Origin of the sequence: Psychromonas ossibalaenae ATCC BAA-1528, from assembly GCF_000381745.1 — a bacterium.
Taxonomy (GTDB): domain Bacteria; phylum Pseudomonadota; class Gammaproteobacteria; order Enterobacterales; family Psychromonadaceae; genus Psychromonas; species Psychromonas ossibalaenae.
In genome coordinates, this window is the sequence record NZ_KB907014.1 from 8,982 (window position 1) to 26,849 (window position 17,868).

The following is a 17,868-nucleotide window of genomic DNA, read 5'->3' on the forward strand; positions in this document are numbered from 1 at the left end:
AGCTGATATACTCAGCTTGTCCGCTTATCAGTAAACAACGGCATGCGCCGCAGTGGCCGTCTCTGCAGTGAAATTCCATTTTAACTGCCTGAGACTCTAAGTTCTCAAGCAGTGTTTTTTCTGTATCTAGTGGATATTCAATACCGTCGACGGTTAATTTTGCTGACATGAAAATTTATAACTCAAAGGTGCTCAGGTCGTCGCTGTCAACTTTACTGTTGATTTGTCCTACTAGGTAAGAGCTGATCTCAGCTTCCTGTGGTGCAACCTGTACGTTATCACTGACTAACCAGTGGTTAATCCATGGAATAGGGTTATTTTTCACTTCAAACGGCGCTTCATAACCAATTGCCTGCATACGCTGGTTAGAAATATATTCAACATACTGGCATAAAATCTCTTCATTAAGACCGATCATCGAGCCGTCTTTAAACAGATATTTTGCCCACTCTTTTTCCTGCTCGGCTGCCTGCAGGAATATTTCCCGGCCTTCAGCAAAACATTCAATCGCAATTTCTGCCATTTCCGGATCATCTTTACCATCAGCCCAGAGGTTTAAAATCTGCTGGGTTGAGTTAAGATGCAGTGCTTCATCACGGGCAATCAGCTTGATGATTTTTGCATTACCTTCTAGTAAATCACGTTCAGCAAAGGCAAATGAGCAGGCAAATGATACGTAAAAACGAATCGCTTCCAGCGCATTAATTGAGCAGATACAAAGGTAAAGTTTTTTCTTAAGTGAGCGTAATGTCAGTGTTTCTTTATCGCCGTGCAGATTAATATAATCACTATCAGTCTGTTTCAAGCCATGCAGCTGCATAAACTGGGTAGCATGGATTAGTGCGTCATAATAGCCGGCAATATCAGAAGCACGCTTTTGAATCTCTTCATTAGAGACAATATCTTCAAATACTTCACTCGGGTCGGTAAACAGGTTGCGCAGAATATGTGTGTAGCTGCGGCTGTGAATAGTTTCTGAAAATGACCAGGTTTCAATCCATGTTTCCAGCTCAGGTAATGAAACAATAGGCAGCAGCGCGATGTTTGGGCTGCGTCCTTGAATAGAATCAAGCAGTGTCTGGTATTTTAAATTTGAGATGAATATGTGCTGTTCGTGATCTGGAAGGTTCATAAAATCGATACGATCGCGGCTGACATCAATCTCTTCAGGACGCCAGAAAAAACTCAGCTGTTTTTCAATTAGTTTTTCAAATACTTCAAAACGCTGTTGATCGTAACGGGCGACATTCACCGGGTTACCAAAAAACATTGGTTCTTTCATTGCGTCATTCGGGATTAGTGAAAAAGTGGTATAAGCCATTTTGCATCTCCATGCTGAATTAATTTATCTGATGGTGTTTATTATTAAAAGCATCAGACAATTTTAAACCTAAAAAGCCCCCTCATTTGAGCGGGCTTGTAATTAACGAGCCGAAGCCTTAAATCTTACAGGCACCGCCGGCACAGTCGTCTTCGATAACTTTTTCGTCGTCTGCACCGTCACGGGTATTATGATAATACAGTGTTTTAACACCCATCTTATAGGCAACCAGCAGGTCTTTTAATAGATTGGTCATCGGCACTTTACTGTCGTCGAAACGTTTAGGATCATAGTTAGTATTCGCCGAAATTGCCTGGTCAACAAATTTCTGCATGATACCTACTAGTTCTAAATATCCCTGGTTATTCGGGATATCCCATAACAGCTCGTAATTTTCTTTATACTTTTCAAATTCAGGCACTACCTGTTTTAAAATACCGTCTTTACTGGCTTTAACGCTGATAAAGCCGCGAGGCGGTTCAATACCGTTAGTTGCATTGGAAATCTGGCTTGAAGTCTCTGACGGCATTAATGCAGACAGTGTAGAATTACGTAAGCCGTCTTTCACAATATCAGCCCGCAGTGTTTCCCAGTCTAAGTGGTACTGTTCATCACAAATATCATCTAATGACTTTTTGTAGTTATCCAGTGGTAAAATACCTTGAGAATAACGCGTTTCATTAAATTTAGGACAGGCGCCGCGTTCTCTGGCTAATTTATTTGATGCTTTCAGCAGGTAAAACTGAATCGCCTCAAAGGTTTTATGAGTCAAGTTATTGGCACTGCCGTCTGAGTATTTGACGCCGTTTTTAGCTAAGTAATAAGCATAGTTGATAACCCCTATACCCAATGTACGACGCGCCATGCTGCTGTTTTCAGCCGCTTTAATCGGGTAATCCTGATAATCTAATAAGTTATCCAGAGCACGAACCGTCAGCTCAGAAAGCTCTTCTAACTCATCAAGTGAGTCAATTGCGCCTAAGTTCAATGCAGATAATGTACAAAGGGCAATTTCACCTTCTTCATCCATTATATGCTGCAGCGGTTTAGTCGGCAGTGCAATTTCTAGGCATAAGTTACTTTGGCGAATCGGTGCAACTTTACTGTCAAAGGGACTATGCGTATTACAGTGATCGACATTCTGAATGTAGATACGTCCGGTACTTGCACGCTCCTGCATCAGTAGTGAGAATAACTCAACAGCTGGAATTGAACTTTGACGGATATTTTGATCACCTTCATATAAGGTATATAAACGTTCGAATTCATCCTGATCTTCAAAAAATGCATCGTATAACCCGGGGGTATCCGACGGGCTGAACAGGGTAATGGATTTCCGGTCAATTAAACGCTGATAAAATAAACGACCCAGCTGTACACCGTAATCTAAATGACGGACACGGTTAGACTCGATACCACGGTTATTTTTAAGTACTAACAGTGATTCAACTTCCAAATGCCAGATAGGGTAGAAAACTGTTGCCGCACCGCCGCGAACACCGCCTTGCGAGCATGATTTTACAGCGGTCTGGAAGTATTTATAAAACGGAATACAGCCCGTATGGAAAGCTTCACCGCCGCGAATATTACTGCCCATGGCACGGATACGTCCGGCATTGATACCGATACCTGCACGTTGTGAAACGTATTTTACAATTGAACTTGCTGTTGCATTAATAGAGTCTAAACTGTCGCCGGTTTCAATCAATACACATGAACTAAACTGGCGGGTAGGTGTACGTACACCAGACATAATAGGAGTAGGTAGTGAAATTTTAAACTGTGAAGTCGCGTCATAAAAACGTTTAACGTAATCTAAACGTACATCTTTATCGTAATCTGCAAATAAACAAGCTGATACTAAAAGATATAAAAACTGTGCGCTTTCATAAATTTCACCATTAACTCGGTTTTGAATCAGATATTTACCTTCAAGCTGTTTAACTGCGCCGTATGAGAAGTTTAAATCACGGTCGTGATCGATGAATTTCTCCATCTCTTCAAATTCTTTCTTTGTATAGTCTTCCAGCAGGTGTGCATCATATTTACCTTTAGAACACATTTTACTGACGTGTTCAAAAACACTTGGCGGCGTAAAGCGCTGGTAGGCTTTTTTACGCAGATGAAATACTGCAAGATGAGCTGCCAGATACTGGTAGTCAGGAGACTCTTCAGAAATAAGATCGGCTGCTGCTTTAATTATTGTTTCATGAATATCATCGGTGCGGATACCGTCATAAAATTGAATATGCGAATTTAACTCAACCTGTGAGACTGAAACGTTATCTAGACCTTCCGCGGCCCAGGTAATGACGCGGTGAATTTTTTCAAGATCGATACTTTCTCTTTTGCCGTTACGTTTAGTGACAAACAGGTTTTTATTCATTCTGGCTACCTTATTTCTGACGACAGCAATGCGACTCAGGCGACTTAAATGCAGTTTGGTAATTGTGTGAACTGGTTATTTAAAACACAAGATATTGTGTGTTAGTAAACAAAGAGGCACAAGATAAAGGTTTTTAAGTTTTTTTCAAGTGAATCTTTTCAAAGGGAAAGTGGATAAAATTGTGGATAAATAGAAAACATAAAAAGTGGGTTAGTATTAACTAACATTAAGGTTTATGGCGGATCTGTTTTTAGTGAAATGCAACGACTATTTGTAAATCATTTAACCGCAAGGAAACAATCTGGAAACAAAAAATATTATTTTCTGAACTGCTGTTGAGTTCATGCTTTGATTGTTTATTAATCATTTTACTCCTTAGAGTTATGGTAATTGGCATTGATTATGCCTAAGTAGAGCAAAGAAGTTTTACAAATGACAGGCACTGCGGAGATCAGTGGTGAACGTCACAAAATCTGTAACAAAGTTGTTACAAATCGGCAGCTTTGCTTTGTGGCTTGATCTAAATCAATATACCCATGCAATTTATCAGGTTTTATAAGAAAAACGGATAAGTTAATTAATTGTTAATATAAATATTAACTAATATTAAATTAACAAAAAGCAGGGCGTTAAGATAAATAACGTTTAACTTGAATAGAAAGGGGAATTTTATGAAATTACTTATGCAGCCAAAATGCTATACAGATATCTGCCTACACGGTAAGTGGTTTCATCATGATCACGGTGATACTAGTGCGTATATGCTTGGATCTAGGGAAATTTTTGAACTTGGTATGATGCCGACTACTGATGAAGAATTAGAAGCGTGCTTAGAGCCGATCGCTAAAAGCCAGACACTGGTTTAATGTTAACAGGTTGTTGATAGAAGTTGTGAAGATCTTAACTAATAAAAAAAACGCTGAACGCTGTTCAGCGTTTTTTTTATTACTAAACAGCTATTTGGTAAAATTTCAATGTAAATAGTTAGGCCAGTTTTTGACAGCGAAGCATATAATTTACATTTACATTATCTGTAATGCTAAATTCACCCGTAAAGGCATTGAATTCCACACCGCAGAGATCTTCACATTTTAACGTGGTTTTATCAATGGCGGCCAACAGCTGAGAAGGGCGGATAAACTTTTCATATTCATGGGTGCCTTTAGGTACCCACTTTAATAAATGCTCTGCGCCTAAGATCATCATTAAATAAGCTTTAAAGGTTTTATTGATGGTTGAGAAATACACAAATCCGCCGGGTTTGACCATCTGGCAGCAGGCTTTAATAATAGAAGCCGGATCCGGAACATGCTCTAACATCTCCATGCAGGTAACCACATCAAACTGTCCGGGATGCTGGCCGGCAAACTCTTCTGCGGTTATTTTCTGGTAATCAAGTTCAGTCTGCGTTTCTAAAGCGTGTAAGCGGGCAATCTGCAGCGAGGCATGGGCCATATCAATGCCGGTTACTTGTGCACCTTGTTTTGCCATGCTTTCAGCAAGAATGCCACCGCCGCAGCCGACATCAACAACAGATTTTGCAAATAAGCCGTTAACACCCTGTTCAATATATTCCAGTCGAGTCGGGTTAAGCATATGCAGAGGTTTAAAATCGCCCTCTAAATCCCACCACTGCTCAGCCATTGCGGAAAATTTTTCAATTTCTTTAGGATCTACATTATGTGTCACTGCATCATTATTTGAAGGCATTCACTTTACTCTCTTATCCGAAGTCGACGCATTATACCCGAGCTTCCTAGAAATGCGAGTGCAGCAGATACACCCTCTGCTGCTTTATAAAGGCGGATAACTTAATCATTTTAATAATAATTTCACTTACTGGTGTTGATTTTTAAACAACCAGTATTAACGGACAATGATAAGGCTTTTATATAAGTGCTTTAACTATCATAAATACAGGCATTTTAAAGGTGTTTTCAGCTTGTTTTAAACACAGACTGACCATTATCCCATATTCACAGGAACATTTGCTGTCAATGCGTTTATTCATCGTTTATTTATGCTAGTATGCGCAACTCACTAAAATTCAGTCGATATTATAATAAACTAAGGATTTAGGTCTCTATGAGCGAATTTGCCTCTGACGTTTCTCCAATCAACATTGAAGATGAATTAAAGAACTCTTATCTTGATTATGCAATGAGCGTAATTGTCGGGCGAGCACTGCCTGATGTACGCGATGGTCTTAAACCGGTTCACCGCCGTGTTTTATTTGCGATGAATGTACTGCGCAATGACTGGAATAAACCTTACAAAAAATCGGCACGTATTGTCGGTGATGTAATCGGTAAATATCACCCGCATGGTGATACTGCGGTATACGATACAATCGTTCGTATGGCTCAGGATTTCTCTTTACGTTACATGCTTGTAGACGGCCAGGGTAACTTTGGTTCTGTTGACGGCGACAGCGCGGCTGCAATGCGTTATACGGAAATCCGTATGCAGAAAATTGCGCATGAATTATTAGCCGATTTAGATAAAGAAACCGTTGATTACGTACCTAACTATGACGGTACAGAATTCATTCCGGAAGTAATGCCGACTAAAATACCGAACTTATTAGTAAATGGTTCATCGGGTATCGCTGTTGGTATGGCAACGAACATTCCGCCGCATAACCTGGGCGAAGTAATTGACGGCTGTTTAGCGCTGATTGACAACGCCGATATTACTATCAATGAACTGATTGAATTTATTCCCGGTCCGGATTTCCCGACATCAGGTATCATCAACGGCCGTAAAGGTATTATTGATGCATACCATACCGGGCGCGGTAAAGTAAAAATTCGTGCTAAAGCGGACATTGAAGTTAATGATAAAACCGGTCGTGAAACGATTGTGGTTCATGAACTGCCGTACCAGGTTAACAAAGCACGTTTAATTGAAAAAATCGCTGAATTTGTTAAAGATAAAAAAATTGAAGGCATCAGTGCCCTGCGTGACGAGTCGGATAAAGACGGTATGCGTATGGTTGTTGAAGTTAAACGCGGCGAAGTGGGTGAAGTTGTTTTAAACAACCTTTATGCACAGACGCAGATGCAGGTTACTTTCGGTATTAATGCGGTAGCACTGGATCACGGTCAGCCGAAACTGTTTAACCTGAAAGAGATGTTAGAAGCTTTCATTTTACACCGTCGTGAAGTGGTTACCCGCCGTACCGTATTTGAGCTGAAAAAAGCCCGTGAACGTGCACATATCCTTGAAGGTTTAGCTATTTCACTGGCAAACATTGATCCTATTATTGACCTGATTCGTCATTCAGCAACACCTGCTGAAGCGAAAATCGGTTTACAGTCAAAAGGCTGGGACTTAGGTAATGTTGCTGCTATGCTTGAAGCTTCCGGCGTTGATGCGGCCCGTCCTGACGGTTTAGCTGCTGAGTTCGGTGTTCGTGACGGTCAATATTACATGACCGAAGTACAGGCACAGGCCATTCTTGATCTGCGTCTGCATAAGCTGACCGGTTTAGAGCATGAAAAAGTATTAAGTGAATATAAAGAGCTGTTAGAGCTGATTGCCGCTCTGTTATTTATCTTAGAAAGCCCTGCACGTTTAATGGAAGTGATTCGTGAAGAGTTAGAAGAGATTAAAGCAAACTTTAACGATGTTCGCCGTACTGAAATCACCGCAAGTGAAACAGACCTTTGTATGGAAGATCTGATCAATGAAGAAGACGTGGTAGTAACGCTTTCCCATGAAGGTTATGTGAAGTACCAGCCTCTTACCGATTACGAAGCACAGCGCCGCGGCGGTAAAGGTAAAGCTGCTACTAAGATGAAAGATGAAGATTTCATCGAAAAATTATTAGTTGCCAGCACTCATGATACGATTTTATGTTTCTCGACACGCGGCCGTTTATACTGGCTGAAAGTGTTCCAGCTGCCGCTGGCTTCTCGTCAGGCTCGTGGTCGTCCGATTGTGAATATCCTGCCGCTTGAAGAAGGCGAACGTATTACTGCGATTCTGCCGGTACGTGAATATGAAGATGATAAGTTTGTATTTATGGCAACAGCTAACGGTACGGTTAAGAAAACCGCATTAAGTGCTTACAGCCGTCCGCGTGCAAGCGGTCTGATTGCAATTAACTTAAATGAAGATAATGAGTTGATCGGTGCTGAAATCACCGATGGTTCAAATGAAATTATGATCTTCTCTGATGCCGGTAAAGTGGTGCGCTTTAAAGAAGCGGAAGAAACTTTAGTGGTTGATGAAGATGGTGCGCCGGTATTAGATGAAAACGGCAACCAGGAAGTTAAGTTTAAAGGTGTACGTCCAATGGGCCGTACAGCTACGGGTGTTCGTGGTATTAAGCTGAAAGACAGTGAAAAAGTTGTTTCTCTGATTGTGCCTAATGAAACCGGTCATATCCTGACAACCACAGAAAACGGTTATGGTAAACGTACGCCGCTTGCTGACTACTCTCCGAAGAGTCGTGCAACGCAGGGGGTTATCTCAATCAAGGTGAGCGAGCGTAACGGTAAAGTTGTCGGTGCGGTACAGGTTGATGAGAATGATGAAATCATGCTTATTTCTAACCGCGGTACATTAGTACGTACCCGTGTTAGTGAAGTATCCGTCGTTGGTCGTAATACTCAGGGGGTTACCCTGATTCGTACTGCTGAGGATGAGCAGATAGTTGCCCTGCAGCGTATTGATGAAATCAAAGATGCGCCGGTTTATGAAGAAGACGGTGAACCTGTTGAAGGTCAAGCCGTTGAGCCGAGTTCGGAAGTTGAGGAAAGTGTGCCGTCAACGGACGAGCCTTCTGAATCTCAGGAATAAACTTTATTAATCTTTAAATAAGCGGCCTTGGCCGCTTATTTTGTTTTAAGAGACAGATAACAATGACTAAAATATTTAATTTCTGTGCCGGTCCGGCAATGCTGCCGGAAGCGGTTATGCACAAAGCACAAAACGAATTTTGTAACTGGCAGGGTATGGGTATTTCTGTCATGGAAGTAAGCCACCGCAGTCCAGAATATATCGACATGGCGCAGCAGGCTGAGCAGGATCTGCGTGACCTGATGGAGATTCCTGATAACTATAAAGTTTTGTTTTGTCACGGTGGTGGTCGCGGTCAGTTTGCTGCGGTGCCGTTAAACCTGCTTGATGATAAGCTCGATGCTGATTATCTGTTAACCGGGCAATGGTCAAAATCTGCAGTAGTAGAAGCAAAAAAACATGCACGCATTGCTGAAACGAATATTATGACAGAAACAGCGGATGGTAAAATCAGTGTACAGGCTTGTGCTGACTGGCAGGTTAATGCCGGTGCCGCTTATGTACATTATTGCCCGAATGAAACCATTGAGGGTATTGAGCTGTTTGATATACCGGAAACCGGCGTAGTACCGCTGGTTGCTGATATGAGTTCAACGATTTTATCGCGTCCTGTTGATGTATCAAAATTTGGCCTTATTTATGCCGGGGCACAAAAAAATATCGGTCCTTCAGGTTTATCAATCGTAATTGTCCGTGATGATCTGATTGGAAAAGCGCGTCAGGCCATCCCGTCAATTTTAGATTACAAAGTACAGGCTGATGCGGATTCAATGTATAACACGCCGCCGACCTACGCCTGGTACCTGGCTGGTTTAGTCTTTAAATGGCTGAAAGAGCAGGGCGGTTTAGCTGAAGTTGAGAAGAAAAATATTGCTAAAGCAGCGCTGCTTTACAACTTTATCGATAATTCTTCTTTTTATGCCAATTATGTTGATAAAAGCGTGCGCAGCCGCATGAATATTCCATTTACTTTAGAAAATGACAGCCTTAATGAGACTTTCTTAAAAGAGTCAAAAGCCGCTGGGCTGCTGACGCTTAAAGGGCATAAATTAGTGGGTGGTATGCGCGCCAGTATTTATAATGCGATGCCGATTGAAGGTGTGCAGGCATTAGTTGACTTTATGTCTGCTTTCGAAAAAAAATACGCCTAGGGCTTGTTTATCTTTGAAAACTGCCCCTGTTGAGCCTGAAATTTTCTCAATCAAGGCGCGAAGAATGAAGTTTAGTGTTCTAAATGAGTGATGAGCAACGCAGAGTGAGGGATTTTCAGCCTCAACCCGAAGGGCTGGGGCTATTTTAACACTCAACTGTGTTATCAGTTATTAATGTAGAGTGACAACACTGCATGACTTCTGCCTTGCTGAGCATAAAAATAGCCTCCAGCAGGAACAAAGAGCAAAGGTAAACAGGTCCTAAGAACCCTTAAATTTTAATTCATGGATTAGGAATAACAGATGAGTTGTGATTATTTAACTGTTGCCAATAGTGGTGTACAGAAGCTGCATCCTTATCAGGCGGGCAAACCCACTGATGAGCTAGAGCGCGAGCTTGGTATTAGTAATATTGTAAAACTAGCTTCTAACGAAAATCCGCTGGGTTTAAGTGAGTCAGTCAAAGCTGCTGTGCAGAAAGAGTTAAGTGAGTTAACACGTTATCCTGATGCAAACGGTTATTATCTAAAACAGGCGCTTGCTGAAAAATATTCTGTGGATTTAAACCAGATCACTTTAGGTAATGGTTCGAACGATCTGCTTGAGCTGATTGCCCGCGCGTTTGTCAGTTGTGACAATGAAGTCATTTTTGCGCAGCATGCTTTTGTAGTTTATCCGATCGTTACGCAGGCGATTGGTGCATCCGCGGTTGTTGTACCGGCCAAAAACTACGGCCATGATTTAGATGCAATGGCAGAGGCTGTTACGGATAAAACTGCGCTAATTTTTATTGCTAATCCGAATAATCCAACCGGTACATTTTTAGAGCAGGATGAGATAAAGTCTTTTCTGGCTAAAATACCAGATCAAGTATTAGTGGTATTAGATGAAGCATATTTTGAATACGCTCCCTCTGAGCGACGCGGTAATGCAATAGCCTGGATTGAACAGTTTCCAAACCTGATTATTTCACGCACATTTTCAAAAGCTTATGGCTTAGCCGGATTACGGGTTGGATATTCTATTTCAAATCCGCAGATAGCTGATATTTTAAACCGCGTGCGTCAGCCGTTTAACTGTAATGCTTTAGCATTAAAAGCTGCAGAAACGATTCTCCAGGATGAAAAATACCTTGAACAAAGTATTGCCTTGAATAATGCAGGTATGGCTGATTTAAGCCGTTTTTTCAGTGAAAACGGGCTTGAGTATATTCCATCGATGGGTAATTTTATTACTGTTAATGTTGGTAGGTCTGGTGATAAAGTTTATCAGGAGCTTCTTCAGGAAGGGGTTATTGTCCGCCCGATCAGCGGTTATGGTTTGCCGGAGCATCTGCGTATCAGCATCGGTACGCAGGCTGAAAATCAGCGTTTTAAACAGGCGCTGATTAAAGTGCTGGATCTGTAGTTGTTATTTAAGTTTTTAATATAGTTTTTAATGTAGTTACTAAGTGAGAGAAATAGAGAATATTATGGAACAGTTATTATTAAACCCGATTGCAAAAGTTGAAGGTGAAATCAATCTACCAGGTTCAAAAAGTCTTTCTAATCGCGCACTATTGCTGGCTGCTTTAGCGAAAGGCACAACAACTTTAACTAATCTGCTGGACAGTGATGATATTCGTCATATGTTAAACGCGTTAAAAAAATTAGGTGTTAGCTATCAGCTTTCTGATGACAAAAAACAGTGTGTTGTTGAAGGTTTGGGGCGTGCTTTTAATACCGCCGAACTGGGGGCGCTTGAGTTGTTCTTAGGAAATGCCGGTACGGCAATGCGACCGCTTTGTGCTGCGCTTTGTCTGGGCCAGGGGGAGTATGTCTTAACCGGTGAGCCGCGTATGTTTGAGCGCCCGATCGGTAGTTTAGTTGATGCGCTGCAGCAGGCTGGTGCTGATGTGACTTATCTGCAGGATGAAAACTACCCGCCGCTTAAAATTAAAGGCACCGGCCTTAAAGGCGGAAAAATTGAGATTGACGGCAGTGTTTCAAGTCAGTTTTTAACGGCATTTTTAATGTCGGCGCCTATGGCTGCACAGGACACCACGATTGAAATTATCGGTGAACTGGTTTCTAAACCGTATATCAAAATCACTCTGCAGATTATGCAGGACTTTGGTATAGAAGTTGATAATGAAAATGGTGAATACCAGAAGTTTGTGATCCGCGGCGGGCAGACATACAGCGCTCCAGGTAATTACCTGGTTGAAGGTGATGCTTCATCGGCTTCCTACTTTTTAGCTGCCGGTGCAATCGGCGGCGGCAGTATTAAAGTAACTGGTATAGGCAGAAAGTCGGTGCAGGGTGATATTCAGTTTGCTGACGCTCTGGAGGCGATGGGCGCTAAGATTGAATGGGGTGATGACTTTATCAAAGCCAGCAAAGGTGAACTTAAAGCGATTGATATGGATATGAACCATATCCCGGATGCAGCTATGACCATTGCAGTGGCCGCTTTATTTGCACAAGGCACCACGAAAATTCGTAACGTTTATAACTGGCGCGTGAAAGAAACTGATCGTTTATTTGCTATGGCAACCGAGCTGCGTAAAGTCGGCGCAACGGTTGTGGAGGGGCATGACTTTATCGAAGTAACAGCGCCTGCTAAGCTTAATCATGCGGCTATTGATACCTATGATGATCACCGTATAGCGATGTGTTTTTCGCTAGTAGCATTAAGTGATACGCCGGTAACTATTAACGATCCTAAGTGTACTTCTAAAACTTTCCCGGATTATTTTGAAAAGTTAGAGTCAGTCAGTTTGTAATCCTGTCTGTTATTTGAAAGCCTTCCTTGTGGAAGGCTTTTTTGTTTAAGCACTTACTGAAGGAAGCATAATGAAGCTAACAGCCGCATTGATTAATAGAGTCATGACTGTGTGTATGGTGCTGGGAATAATGCTGCTTATTTTAGGTGTTTGTCTGGCGGTTTTTACAAATATCAGTGTCACCATGGGAGCTGACGGGGTGCTGCTGATCGCATTAATTATCGGTATCGGTCTGCTTCTGCTAATTCCAAGTAAAATCTATTTAACGCTGCTGTTTTTTCAAAAAGGCAGTAAGTAAGTATTTATTATACGTCCTTTATCCTTTATGGATAATTTATCTGTTTGTGTTTCTTATATGGCGCTTTTAATAGTCTTACACTCTGCTATTTATCATTTACGCTGCTTTTCAACTGAGCCGGAACATTATTTTAACTGCTTCTGACGGCAAGAGCCGTACTGCTGCTGATAAGTCTTCTAAGCGGCTGGATTTATACCTTCTGAATTTTTTATTTATGTATTTTGTAAAATTAATATACCTTTTGCTGGTTTTCTATGCGCCTGCAGGTAAAGAATTGAAGTAAACCGACTATTCCTGGCGCTATTCACTTTCTTTCCTTGATGAAGTTTAGGTGTGTTGATAGAGTACGTTTCTTAATTAATTATTTTTAGCTCATTTGGAAATTTTTCATGTTTAAAATGTTTCGAGGTATGTTTTCTAACGATCTTTCGATCGATTTAGGCACAGCAAACACCCTTATTTATGTAAAAGATCAAGGTATCGTTTTAGATGAGCCTTCAGTAGTTGCGATCCGTTTAGATAAAAACGGTGCGGGTAAAAGTGTTGCGGCTGTCGGTCATGATGCAAAGCAGATGTTAGGGAAAACGCCTGGTAATATTCAAGCGATTCGTCCGATGAAAGACGGCGTCATTGCGGACTTTTATATTACTGAGAAAATGCTTCAGCATTTTATTAAACAAGTGCATAACAATAGCGTACTGCGTCCAAGTCCGCGTGTATTAGTTTGTGTACCATGCGGTTCAACTCAGGTTGAGCGTCGTGCTATTCGCGAATCAGCACAGGGTGCCGGTGCGCGTGATGTATTCCTTATCGATGAGCCTATGGCGGCGGCAATCGGTGCGGGAATGCCGGTATCGGAAGCGAAAGGTTCAATGGTTGTTGATATCGGCGGTGGTACAACGGAAGTGGCCGTTATTTCTTTAAACGGTGTAGTTTATTCGGCTTCCGTGCGTGTCGGTGGTGATAAATTTGATGAAGCGATTATTAACTATGTACGTCGTAATTACGGCTGTACTATTGGTGAAATTACCGCTGAACGTATTAAGCACAGCATTGCAATTGCTCACCCGATTAATGAAGTTAAAGAGATTGAAGTACGTGGTGTGAACGTGGCAGAAGGTGTTCCACGCAGCTTTACGCTTAACAGCAATGAAATTTTAGAAGCACTGCAGGAGCCGTTAAGCGGTATTGTTTCGGCTGTTATGCTTGCTTTAGAAAAAACGCCGCCTGAACTGGCTGCCGATATTGCAGAAACAGGCATGGTGTTAACCGGTGGTGGTGCTTTATTATGTGAACTTGACCGTCTGCTTTCAGAGGAGTCTGGTATTCCGGTTATTGTTGCTGACGACCCATTGACCTGTGTAGCTCGAGGTGGCGGTATGGCGCTGGAAATGATCGATACCCATGGTGGTGACGTATTTAACGCAGACTAACAGCGCAGCTGTTGAATGCTCTATATACGGGGTATAGCGTGTCTGCCGGGTTGATTGATTTTGTAATTAGAACAACTATTGCATTGATATTGGCCTTGCCGGCGCAGGCCTTTGAGTCGAAAATGACATCATATTTTTTAACCGCTGCATGACAGTTTATCAAATCAATCTGACTTGCTTTATAGTAAGTTGTACCAGCAGCCAGTTCTTATTTGATCGGTAATAATGAAACCAATTTTTACGCGCGGTCCCTCTTTTTTATTAAGACTATCCATAGTGATAGCACTTTCGCTTATTCTGCTTTTAGCTGACAGCCAGTTTAATCTCTTTGCGTCATCGCGTATTTATCTTAATTCACTGGTTAGTCCTCTGCAGTATATTGCTGACGCACCGCAAAAATTGTTCAGCACCCTGTCTGATAATCTGATGACCCGGGATGCTTTAAAAGAACGCAATCAGCAGCTGGAAAAAGACAATTTATACCTTAAAGCTGATCGCTTATTACTTACTCAGCTGCAGAATGAAAACAAACAGTTACGTGAGCTATTACACTCACAGCGTAGCTTTACCAATAAACGCATGATTACCGAAGTGATGAGCCTGCGTTCCGATCCCTTTACTCATCAGCTGTTAATTAATAAAGGTGCGCTTGACGGTGTTTATCTAGGCCAGCCGGTGATCAATGAAGAGGGCGTTGTCGGCCAGGTTTCGCAGGTCGGCAGTACAACCAGCCGGGTACTGTTAATTGTTGATGCAAGCCATGGTATTCCCGTGCGGGTGCAGCGCAATGATGTCACCGCCATTGTGCACGGCAGCGGCGCATGGAATAAACTTAATGTGCCCTTTGTACAGAGTAATGCTGATCTGCAGGAGGGGGATCTGCTGGTTACCTCTGGTCTGGGAGGACGTTTTCCGGCAGGCTACCCGGTTGCGACAGTCAGCCGTTTTAACTATCAGGAAGGTGCTTTATATGCCGAAGTGACGGCAACACCCGTAGCAAAACTAGACCGAAGCCGTTATCTGCTGCTGTTATGGAATGATCATCAATATAATGAGTCTGATTTATCGCTAACCCCGCCGGAGTCAGAAGATGTCACTCCTGAGTAGCTACCGGGTCATCTACCTAACATTTTTTATTGGCTTAATTTGTGCCATTTTTCCGCTTCCGATTATACTTAATGCTTTTCGTCCGGACTGGATGATTCTGTTGCTTTTTTACTGGGTTTTAGCTTTGCCTCACCGGGTGAGTATTGGTCATGCTTTTGTCTTAGGCCTGCTGCTGGATCTGTTATTAGGTTCAACGCTGGGCATGCATGCACTGTTATTTTCGGTGCTGGCTTATCTGGTCAGCATTAATTACCAGCGTATTCGTTATTTCACTCTGGTGCAGACGACATTATTAGCCGGGGGATTCATTCTGCTGGCGAAATTAGTGCTGTACTGGATTGCATCAAGTCTGCAGGATATTGTGCTGCACAGTCATTACTTCTGGTCGATTTTTACTTCGATGTTAATCTGGCCCTGGTTTTTTTTGTTTCTGCGGTTTATTCGCATTCGTTTTAAGGTTGCATAAAGATGAAACCCTCTATTTACCTTGCTTCTAACTCGCCTAGACGCTGTGAACTATTAACTCAGATTGGTGTCTCCTTTACTCAAGTTAAAGCATCGATTGAAGAGAAAATAAACCCGGGTGAAACGGCAGTGCAGTATGTGGAACGCTTAGCGCTGCAGAAAGCGCAGGGCGGTTTTGTAAACAGCCCTCAAGATCGGCCTGTTTTAGGGGCGGATACAATTGTGGTTATTGATCAGCATATTTTAGAAAAACCTCGCAATGAAAAGCATGCCAGAGAGATGATGCTTCTGCTTTCCGGACGCAGGCATCAGGTATTCACTGCTGTTGCATTAGTGGATAAGCTGCGATCACAACACGTTCTGGTAAAAACAGATGTCTGCTTTAAAGTATTAAACGAAAATGAAATAACCGATTACTGGTTAACCGGAGAACCTTTAGACAAGGCCGGTGGGTATGGTATTCAAGGTGTCGGTGGAAAGTTTGTAACAGAGATCCAAGGCAGTTACAGTGCGGTTGTTGGTCTACCGCTATATGAAACTGATCAGCTGATTAAGGCTTTTTCACAAGCCCCGCACAATGCTGGTTAAGTGAAATTCGAGTATTAAAACAGATTTAGAGCAGGGCAGTCTGCCGCTCATTAAAGAGCTTTTAAAGGAATTACAAATGTCCGTTGAATTATTAATGAATATTACTCCGACTGAAACGCGTGTTGCGCTGGTTGAAGGCGGGGTGTTACAAGAATTACATATCGAACGTCAGGCGACCAAAGGGATTGTCGGCAATATTTACAAAGGAAAAGTCTGCCGGGTACTGCCGGGTATGCAGGCGGCTTTTGTTGATATTGGTTTAGAAAAAGCTGCTTTTTTACATGCCTCGGATATTGTTCCGCATACTGAGTGTGTTGCGCAGACAGAAAAAGCGCAGTTTAAAGTGGCTGATATTTCTGAACTGGTCCGCCAGGGACAGGATATTATGGTGCAGGTGGTTAAAGATCCGCTTGGTACCAAAGGGGCCCGTTTAACAACCGATATTACCGTGCCTTCGCGTTATCTGGTTTTCATGCCGGGCAGTGAGCATGTAGGTGTTTCACAGCGTATTGAAAGTGCCGAAGAGCGGGACCGTTTAAAAGCGGTCACCCAGGGCTGCCTGGATGAATTAGGCGGTTATATTATCCGCACAGCTGCCGAAGGTGCTCCGGAAAATGAACTTGTTCATGATGCCGCGTTTTTACAACGGGTGTGGCGCAAGGTACTTACCCGCCGGCAGCGCAGTAAAAGTAAAAATAAACTGCTCTATCAGGATTTAGGATTAGCCTTTCGAATTCTGCGCGACTTTGTCGGTACTCAGATAGACAGAGTGCGTATTGACTCTAATCTAACCTTTAATCAGCTTAAAGAGTTCACCAATGAATTTGTGCCTGAACTTGAAGATAAGATTGAATACTACCCGGGTGAAAGCCCTATATTTGATCTGTTTGATGTTGAAAATGAAGTGCAGCGGGCTCTGGAACGTAAAGTGGAACTGAAATCAGGCGGTTATCTGATTATCGATCAGACCGAAGCGATGACTACGGTGGATATTAATACCGGTGCGTTTGTCGGCCACCGTAATCTTGACGAAACCATTTTTAATACCAATATCGAAGCAACACAGGCGATTGCACGACAGCTGCGTTTACGAAATTTAGGCGGTATTATCATTCTTGATTTTATTGATATGAAATCAGCAGATCACAAACGCCGTGTTTTCACCAGCTTAGAGCAGGCGTTAGCTAAAGATCGGGTTAAAACCCATATTAATGATTTTTCTCCTCTGGGTTTAATCGAAATGACTCGTAAACGTACCCAGGAAAGCCTTGAGCATATTTTCTGCAGTGCTTGTGAGGAGTGTCATGGCCGAGGTTATGTTAAAACGGTTGAAACGGTCTGTTATGAAGTACTGCGGGAAATTTTAAGAGTTAACCGTGCTTATGATGTTGACCGTTTTGTTGTTTATACCGCTCCCTCTGTTGCAGAAGCGCTGCAGGGCGACGAGTCTCACAGTCTGGGAGAATTAACTTTATTTATGTCAAAGCAGGTCGAAATTCATGCTGAGCCTATGTACGGGCAGGAGCAGTTTGACGTGGTTATGATGTAA

15 protein-coding genes are annotated in these 17,868 nt (G+C 42.3%); 11 read left to right on the forward strand and 4 right to left on the reverse strand.

Annotated features, from left to right (window positions below; translation table 11 throughout):
* The 3 genes from G327_RS25090 to nrdA form a co-directional block, all read right to left on the reverse strand.
* Nucleotides 1-169, reverse strand: a 169-nt coding sequence (locus G327_RS25090; RefSeq protein ID WP_019616290.1) for a 2Fe-2S iron-sulfur cluster-binding protein, incomplete at its 3' end; no start/stop codon positions are given.
* A gap of 6 nt (nt 170-175) precedes the next feature.
* Entirely contained in the window at nt 176-1,321 is a 1,146-nt protein-coding gene (gene nrdB, locus G327_RS0118465) for a class Ia ribonucleoside-diphosphate reductase subunit beta (protein WP_019616291.1), read from the reverse strand.
* A 118-nt stretch (nt 1,322-1,439) separates the two neighbouring features.
* Nucleotides 1,440-3,707, reverse strand: coding sequence for a class 1a ribonucleoside-diphosphate reductase subunit alpha (nrdA, locus tag G327_RS0118470; RefSeq protein WP_019616292.1), 2,268 nt, complete (start codon nt 3,705-3,707; stop codon nt 1,440-1,442).
* A gap of 683 nt (nt 3,708-4,390) precedes the next feature.
* Here nrdA and G327_RS0118480 point away from each other — a divergent pair.
* Complete coding sequence (locus G327_RS0118480) at nt 4,391-4,573, forward strand: hypothetical protein (RefSeq protein ID WP_342662391.1); 183 nt, start codon at nt 4,391-4,393, stop codon at nt 4,571-4,573.
* Between the two features lie 118 nt (nt 4,574-4,691).
* Here the strand turns inward: G327_RS0118480 and ubiG are convergent, their stop codons facing one another.
* Nucleotides 4,692-5,417, reverse strand: coding sequence for a bifunctional 2-polyprenyl-6-hydroxyphenol methylase/3-demethylubiquinol 3-O-methyltransferase UbiG (gene ubiG, locus G327_RS0118485; RefSeq protein WP_019616295.1), 726 nt, complete (start codon nt 5,415-5,417; stop codon nt 4,692-4,694).
* A 375-nt stretch (nt 5,418-5,792) separates the two neighbouring features.
* Here ubiG and gyrA point away from each other — a divergent pair, with 375 nt between their 5' ends.
* The 10 genes from gyrA to rng all read left to right on the forward strand — a co-directional run bounded on the left by gyrA (nt 5,793) and on the right by rng (nt 17,868).
* Nucleotides 5,793-8,513, forward strand: a complete 2,721-nt coding sequence (gene gyrA / locus G327_RS0118490; protein WP_019616296.1) for a DNA topoisomerase (ATP-hydrolyzing) subunit A — start codon at nt 5,793-5,795, stop codon at nt 8,511-8,513.
* 62 nt (nt 8,514-8,575) lie between these two features.
* The gene (gene serC, locus G327_RS0118495; RefSeq protein ID WP_019616297.1) at nt 8,576-9,664 is read left to right on the forward strand and encodes a 3-phosphoserine/phosphohydroxythreonine transaminase; all 1,089 of its coding nucleotides are present in this window, start codon (nt 8,576-8,578) and stop codon (nt 9,662-9,664) included.
* Nucleotides 9,665-9,967: 303 nt separating this feature from the next.
* Entirely contained in the window at nt 9,968-11,071 is a 1,104-nt protein-coding gene (gene hisC, locus G327_RS0118500; RefSeq protein ID WP_019616298.1) for a histidinol-phosphate transaminase, read from the forward strand.
* Between the two features lie 64 nt (nt 11,072-11,135).
* Complete coding sequence (gene aroA, locus G327_RS0118505; protein WP_019616299.1) at nt 11,136-12,428, forward strand: 3-phosphoshikimate 1-carboxyvinyltransferase; 1,293 nt, start codon at nt 11,136-11,138, stop codon at nt 12,426-12,428.
* A 70-nt stretch (nt 12,429-12,498) separates the two neighbouring features.
* Nucleotides 12,499-12,726 carry a hypothetical protein gene (locus G327_RS0118510; RefSeq protein WP_019616300.1) on the forward strand — a complete coding sequence of 76 codons (228 nt, stop codon included), beginning with the start codon at nt 12,499-12,501 and terminating at the stop codon, nt 12,724-12,726.
* Between the two features lie 389 nt (nt 12,727-13,115).
* Complete coding sequence (locus tag G327_RS0118515) at nt 13,116-14,159, forward strand: rod shape-determining protein (RefSeq protein WP_019616301.1); 1,044 nt, start codon at nt 13,116-13,118, stop codon at nt 14,157-14,159.
* 225 nt (nt 14,160-14,384) lie between these two features.
* Complete coding sequence (gene mreC, locus G327_RS0118520) at nt 14,385-15,266, forward strand: rod shape-determining protein MreC (protein WP_019616302.1); 882 nt, start codon at nt 14,385-14,387, stop codon at nt 15,264-15,266.
* Nucleotides 15,250-15,732, forward strand: coding sequence for a rod shape-determining protein MreD (gene mreD / locus G327_RS0118525; RefSeq protein WP_019616303.1), 483 nt, complete (start codon nt 15,250-15,252; stop codon nt 15,730-15,732). Before mreC ends, mreD begins: the two co-directional genes overlap by 17 nt.
* Before the next feature lie 2 nt (nt 15,733-15,734).
* On the forward strand, nt 15,735-16,319 hold the full coding sequence (locus tag G327_RS0118530) for a Maf family protein (RefSeq protein WP_019616304.1): 585 nt from the start codon (nt 15,735-15,737) through the stop codon (nt 16,317-16,319).
* A gap of 76 nt (nt 16,320-16,395) precedes the next feature.
* The gene (gene rng / locus G327_RS0118535; protein ID WP_019616305.1) at nt 16,396-17,868 is read left to right on the forward strand and encodes a ribonuclease G; all 1,473 of its coding nucleotides are present in this window, start codon (nt 16,396-16,398) and stop codon (nt 17,866-17,868) included.

Bases quoted from the DNA above. Each gene is read 5' to 3' on its own strand.
- nrdB (WP_019616291.1), bottom strand. From the start codon at position 1,321: ATGGCTTATACCACTTTTTCACTAATCCCGAATGACGCAATGAAAGAA.
- nrdA (WP_019616292.1), bottom strand. From the start codon at position 3,707: ATGAATAAAAACCTGTTTGTCACTAAACGTAACGGCAAAAGAGAAAGT.
- G327_RS0118480 (WP_342662391.1), top strand. From the start codon at position 4,391: ATGCAGCCAAAATGCTATACAGATATCTGCCTACACGGTAAGTGGTTT.
- ubiG (WP_019616295.1), bottom strand. From the start codon at position 5,417: ATGCCTTCAAATAATGATGCAGTGACACATAATGTAGATCCTAAAGAA.
- gyrA (WP_019616296.1), top strand. From the start codon at position 5,793: ATGAGCGAATTTGCCTCTGACGTTTCTCCAATCAACATTGAAGATGAA.
- serC (WP_019616297.1), top strand. From the start codon at position 8,576: ATGACTAAAATATTTAATTTCTGTGCCGGTCCGGCAATGCTGCCGGAA.
- hisC (WP_019616298.1), top strand. From the start codon at position 9,968: ATGAGTTGTGATTATTTAACTGTTGCCAATAGTGGTGTACAGAAGCTG.
- aroA (WP_019616299.1), top strand. From the start codon at position 11,136: ATGGAACAGTTATTATTAAACCCGATTGCAAAAGTTGAAGGTGAAATC.
- G327_RS0118510 (WP_019616300.1), top strand. From the start codon at position 12,499: ATGAAGCTAACAGCCGCATTGATTAATAGAGTCATGACTGTGTGTATG.
- G327_RS0118515 (WP_019616301.1), top strand. From the start codon at position 13,116: ATGTTTAAAATGTTTCGAGGTATGTTTTCTAACGATCTTTCGATCGAT.
- mreC (WP_019616302.1), top strand. From the start codon at position 14,385: ATGAAACCAATTTTTACGCGCGGTCCCTCTTTTTTATTAAGACTATCC.
- mreD (WP_019616303.1), top strand. From the start codon at position 15,250: ATGTCACTCCTGAGTAGCTACCGGGTCATCTACCTAACATTTTTTATT.
- G327_RS0118530 (WP_019616304.1), top strand. From the start codon at position 15,735: ATGAAACCCTCTATTTACCTTGCTTCTAACTCGCCTAGACGCTGTGAA.
- rng (WP_019616305.1), top strand. From the start codon at position 16,396: ATGTCCGTTGAATTATTAATGAATATTACTCCGACTGAAACGCGTGTT.